Genomic DNA, 5,052 nt, shown 5'->3' on the forward strand with positions numbered 1-5,052 from the left:
ACTATGTTCTGTCCGGGGACTCCAGGGTGGCGCCGGACAGTTTTCTCAAATGCAAACGGTGCCTGCGAACTCTTTCAATCAAGAGCAATGCGGCAATCGCGGCGGAGCTGTCTCGCATCTCCGCCTATCTGGAGCCTCGGCCGGAGCCGTCGTGCCGGACGCCTGACTGCGCGAATGCCGGGGTGGGCGTGTATTCCCGGCCTGAAGCCTATGCGGCGCATGGAGGCCGTCGAGGGGCCCAGCGGTTCAGATGCAAGGCATGCCGGAAGACATTCTCCGTCGAGCTCAAGGCGACGGTGCGGCAGAAGGCGCCACATCTCAACCGCACGGTCTTCGCCGAAGTCGTATCGAAGAAGCCGCTCCGCGGCATCATGGAAGTGACGGGGCTTTCGGCATCCGCCATCTATGACAAGCTCGACTTCCTCTACCGTCAGTGCCGCGGCTTTGCCGGCGAGCGCGAGCGGCGAGCTCATCGCATCGAGAGAAAGCGCGTGCAGCTCTGCGTCGACCGGCAGGACTACATGATAAACTGGCGCAGCAAGTCGGCGCGCAAGAACATTCAGCTCACCGCCATTTGTACGGTTGAGGTCGACAGCCAGTATGTCTTCGGCCATCACCTCAACTTCGACCCCGACATCAACCAGACCGAGGTCGAAGACGCCGCAGCCTTGAATGGTGACTTCGCACCCGGCACGAGAAGCTACTTCCGTGCCCAGCCGCAATATTGGCTGAATGCCGAGTTCGCACGGATGGCTGGAACATCGAAAACGGACATCCGCCCCGACTTCGATGGCGAAGAAATGACAGTGGACGAACTGATTGCCGCCAAGAACCGCTGGGAGAGCATCTTGCCGGACCCGGAGCGTCCGGACCTTCCCGGTCGCGGAAATCAGCTATCGCCCGATGGGGTGATGACGCATCTCGACTACACGGCCTATGCGCATGCCAGGCTCGTTCGCCGTTTCGTTGCTGGCGCCAGATACGTGACCATCTACAGCGACCAGGACGAAGTTCTCCGCGCCGCTTTCATCTCCGCCTTCGCGCCGAAGATTCTGATGGAAGAGGCCGAGATGGCCTATGTCCAGTTCCAGAAGCAGATGACCATCGACGAGAAAAAGGACCTCGCGCGCAGGTCCAACAAGGAAATTGCGTCTCTCGCACTAGCTTCCGGCGATACGGAGCAAGCGGCAATCGTGAAGTTCATGGCGGATGAGTATGCGGCGGCCGTTTCGAGAGAGCCGGATTGGCGTAAGCGCTGGGTGCCTCATCCCAAGAGCACGACAAACGAGCCGCGGCGCCGCATCCTTTATCTGACCGACACCGGCAACAAAACGCCGGAGCGCATCGGATGGACGCTTGCCGGTGCGACGCTCGCGCCCGTCGACAACTACTTCATGCGCCTGCGGAGGAAAATCAATTATCTGGAGCGCCCCATCCCGACCCGCTCGAACGCCAGCCGTCTCTGGAGCGGCTATCACGCCTACGACCCGAAGCGTGTTCTACAGATGCTCGAGATATTCCGCGTTTACACGAACTACATCCGCACGAACGGCGGCAAGAGCACGCCGGCGATGAAGTTTGGTCTCGCGAAGGGGCCGGTGAGATTCGAGGACATCATCTACTGGATGCCACGGAGCTCTTGAAGAATGGTCGGGACGAAACAGCCTTATTCCGCGTCGGAGACATCTTGAGCTGGTTCACCATTTTCAATGGCATCCGTCTCGGAAGCTACAACAACCGCCAACTCTTCCTCGGTACTAATCTCTCTGGTCACACCTTGAAGCCGGATGCCGCTATGCTCGGTGATTGCCTGTTGGACCCGATTCAAGAAATAGGTCTCAACCCAAGCCATGTCGTTCCATTCGTCGCGACGAGCCTGGAATGCTCCTATTCTACCTATCAGGCCGCATAACCAGTCCGCGCACTGACAGGTTTGGTATCTATGACTTTCAACCTGGAAGGGGGGCTCAATAATCCGCCGACGCGGATTGGTTTTGCCATACATGGCCTGAGAAGCTCTTGTTAAAATCGCCTCCCGGTCTTGATGCTCGTCCATGATAATCATGATTTGAGCATCATGCTCCATGGCGTATTGGTCCAGCTTGCGCATGGCTTGACTGAGAACCGAAAGATAAAGAGCTTTGGCGTTGGATCTTTCCACGGGACGATCCTTCTCGATCCCCGTGTAAAACACATGTCCGCCAACACCGCGAATTTTATTGAGCAAGCGATTGGTGCCTTGCCGCAATTCCTGGTACTTGACGACGTTCTGTGTCGTGTAGAGAGACGAGCCCTTTTTCTCCCACGTCGCAGGATGTTGACCAGACTGTTCAATTTCCCAAGCCAAAAGGCGGCACTTGAGCTGGTAAAACCAAGTCGCAAAGCTCCGGGCTTTGTCGTAAGGCAAAATCATCCCGCCTAGCCCGAAGACCGGACTGTCATTGTAGGATGGGTCTTCGCGGGATATGTACGGGCCGATATGGCCGAATTCGTCGAGATACGCGATATAAAGCATGTGGGGCCCAGAAACACGAAAGCCCACGCTTTCGCGTGGGCCTCGGAACGAGGGCAACCCAATCTCTCAGGTCGCGTCTCAGTTAGCTATATAGGTCGAACTGACAAATGTGTCAAGGCCGGACCTGTTACCCATAAAAATCTAATTGGACGCTTCTTGGATATTCCACTCTTGGGTGTAAACCGGTTTCCCGGCGAGCTGCCGCTGAAAGTCCATCTCTGCGACAAGAAATATCTATAGTCTTAACCTCGTTTATCAAGGGCAAAGCCTCGACAAATAGAGCAACGGCGGGCTTCCGCCCGCCGTGCGCCGGGTAGCCGAAGCCAGTCCGGGGGGTGATGAAGTCTATATGGCTGAATCTTCCAAAAAGACAAGCTCTCTACTTGCTTATTGCGTGATCCAGAAAATACCTCGCATTCGTGCCTGTGGCCCTCCTCGGTGAGCGGCATTTTCTAGTGCCATACGCAGCTACCGGTATAAGCAACCCATCCATATAACAAGATGTGGCCTTATTGTTCTCCCCTCAGCCACCAGTTACCCGAACGGCTGGCGGTTTCCGGGGGCGTTTTTCGTTTTGGAGCCTCAGAGGCGTTTCGACATCAGCCGTTCGTAATTGCGGTAGCCCGCTTCCTCGTAGATACGCCGGGCGCGCGAATTGACCTCCAGCACATAGAGCCGGATTTCGCCGACGCCCGCGGTCCTCGCCTCTTCCTCCGCCGCATCGAGCAGGGCCTGGCCGACGCCCTGCCCCCGCGCCTCCTCCGCGACCGAGATATCCCAGATGAGGGCGTGACGGCGCCTTTCCGGCCGCACGAAGGTGCCGGGGTCCTCCTCGAAGGTGTAGCAAAGGAAACCGGCGACGGCGCCCTGAAGCTCCGCCACGAGCGTCACGCCGCCGAGCCGTTCGATCTCACTCTGTACCCAGTCGAGATGGCCTTCGGCGGCGGACGCGTCCGCCCGGTTCTCCTCGATCGCGGCCTCGAACTCGTTAAGCGCGCCCATGAGACGGATGAGCGCGGGACGGTCCTGCGGACGGGCGCGGCGCAACGCGACCGCGCCCCTGTCAGAAGCGTTCATCGCCCTGCTCGCGCACGGGATCGGGGAAGTCGCGGTAGAGGGCGAACTGGATGTTCTGGACGAGCGAATTCACCGCATAGTGATCGCTCTCGATGGGGTCGGCCCGCGTCGCCACCCAGTCGAAGGCGCTGTCGAGCTGGGTCAGGTCCGCCACCTCGATCATGAAGTGGAATTCGCCGAGATGGGCGGGCGCAAGGCCGAGCTTCTTGCGCATGAGCCGCCAGCCCTCGATGACGCCCTCGGCCTCGAGCCGGTCCATGTATTTCGTGAAGGCATCCACGAAATCCATGTCGCGCACGCCGGGCTTCAGGTTGAACCAGCCGTGATAGATGTCCATGACGTTTCCCCAGATAAGGACGGGCGGCGCGGATCAGTTCCTTGCGAGCGTCTTCGCGCCGAGGACCGACAGGCCGACCAGAACCAGCTCGACGACAATCGACTGTGCGACACCCTCGGGCGCCCCTTCGAGAACGACGCCGAGAACGCGGCCGATGACCGCGAAGCCGTAAAGCGCGGCCGCGCCCCACATCCAGTGAGCCCGCCCCGCAAAGAGCGCGAGCAGCGAGGCGAGCCCCGCCGCGAGGAAGAACGCACCGAGATCGGCGCGAAGCGAATTCGCGCCAAGCGGCGACAGCGCGCCGAGCCCGAGCATCTCACCCACCTGAACGGGAGAGGCGAACGCCATCAACCCCATCGCCAATGAAAAAAGCCCCACCAGGGCAACGCCTATACGGCCCAGCCAGATCATGTTTCCTCATTCCCCTTTTTTGTTCCCGTCTGAAAGAAAACGGGCGGGGCTCATGTGAGCACCGCCCGCTTGCTTCGTCCAGTCTGACGGCGATCACAGGTTCTTGACGATCTCCTCGACCATCTTTTTCGCATCGCCGAAGAGCATCATGGTGTTGTCGCGAAAGAAGAGTTCGTTCTCGACGCCCGCATAACCCGAACCCATGCCGCGCTTCACGAAGAGAACCGTCTTCGCCTTTTCGACATCGAGCACCGGCATGCCGAAGATCGGGCTCGACGGATCGGTCTTGGCCGACGGGTTCGTGACGTCGTTCGCGCCGATGACGAAGGCAACGTCCGCCTGGCTGAACTGGCTGTTGATGTCTTCCAGCTCGAACACTTCGTCGTATGGCACGTTCGCTTCCGCGAGCAGCACGTTCATGTGGCCGGGCATGCGGCCCGCGACAGGATGAATGGCGTAGGAAACCTTCACGCCTTCCTTCTTGAGGATGTCGGCCATTTCGCGAAGCGTGTGCTGCGCCTGCGCCACCGCCATGCCGTAGCCCGGCACGATGATGACGGAACCCGCATTCTTCATGATGAAGGCCGCATCGTCCGCCGATCCCTGCTTCACCGGACGCGTCTCGACGGCGCCGCCCGCGGCAGCCGACGTATCGGCGCCGAAGCCGCCGAGAATGACGCTGATGAAGGAGCGGTTCATCGCCTTGCACATG

Annotated in this window: 6 protein-coding genes; 1 reads left to right on the forward strand and 5 read right to left on the reverse strand. The window is 59.6% G+C overall.

The annotated features are described in order from the left end of the window. The first annotated feature begins 296 nt into the window (after positions 1–296). Complete coding sequence (locus tag ACKUUH_RS16955; protein ID WP_407951069.1) at positions 297–1,643, forward strand: hypothetical protein; 1,347 nt, start codon at positions 297–299, stop codon at positions 1,641–1,643. 23 nt (positions 1,644–1,666) lie between these two features. On the opposite strand, the gene ACKUUH_RS16960 is transcribed toward ACKUUH_RS16955, so the two are convergent. The 5 genes from ACKUUH_RS16960 to ACKUUH_RS16980 all read right to left on the reverse strand — a co-directional run. Then, complete coding sequence (locus ACKUUH_RS16960) at positions 1,667–2,515, reverse strand: DUF3800 domain-containing protein (protein WP_407951070.1); 849 nt, start codon at positions 2,513–2,515, stop codon at positions 1,667–1,669. 582 nt (positions 2,516–3,097) lie between these two features. Beyond that, a complete protein-coding gene (locus tag ACKUUH_RS16965) occupies positions 3,098–3,592 on the reverse strand; it encodes an N-acetyltransferase family protein (protein ID WP_407951071.1) in 495 nt (164 codons plus the stop codon). Then, on the reverse strand, positions 3,579–3,929 hold the full coding sequence (locus ACKUUH_RS16970; protein WP_407951072.1) for a DUF6614 family protein: 351 nt from the start codon (positions 3,927–3,929) through the stop codon (positions 3,579–3,581). The genes ACKUUH_RS16965 and ACKUUH_RS16970 overlap by 14 nt, the downstream gene beginning before the upstream one ends. 33 nt (positions 3,930–3,962) lie before the next feature. Next, positions 3,963–4,340, reverse strand: coding sequence for a DUF4345 family protein (locus tag ACKUUH_RS16975; RefSeq protein WP_407951073.1), 378 nt, complete (start codon positions 4,338–4,340; stop codon positions 3,963–3,965). Positions 4,341–4,433: 93 nt separating this feature from the next. Then, positions 4,434–5,052: NAD(P)(+) transhydrogenase (Re/Si-specific) subunit beta (locus ACKUUH_RS16980; protein WP_407951074.1), on the reverse strand; the 619-nt coding region annotated here is incomplete at its 5' end.

Origin of the sequence: Parvibaculum sp. (assembly GCF_045863935.1) — a bacterium.
Taxonomy (GTDB): Bacteria; Pseudomonadota; Alphaproteobacteria; order Parvibaculales; family Parvibaculaceae; genus Parvibaculum.

Bases quoted from the DNA above. Each gene is read 5' to 3' on its own strand.
- ACKUUH_RS16960 (WP_407951070.1), bottom strand. From the start codon at position 2,515: ATGCTTTATATCGCGTATCTCGACGAATTCGGCCATATCGGCCCGTAC.
- ACKUUH_RS16965 (WP_407951071.1), bottom strand. From the start codon at position 3,592: ATGAACGCTTCTGACAGGGGCGCGGTCGCGTTGCGCCGCGCCCGTCCG.
- ACKUUH_RS16970 (WP_407951072.1), bottom strand. From the start codon at position 3,929: ATGGACATCTATCACGGCTGGTTCAACCTGAAGCCCGGCGTGCGCGAC.
- ACKUUH_RS16975 (WP_407951073.1), bottom strand. From the start codon at position 4,340: ATGATCTGGCTGGGCCGTATAGGCGTTGCCCTGGTGGGGCTTTTTTCA.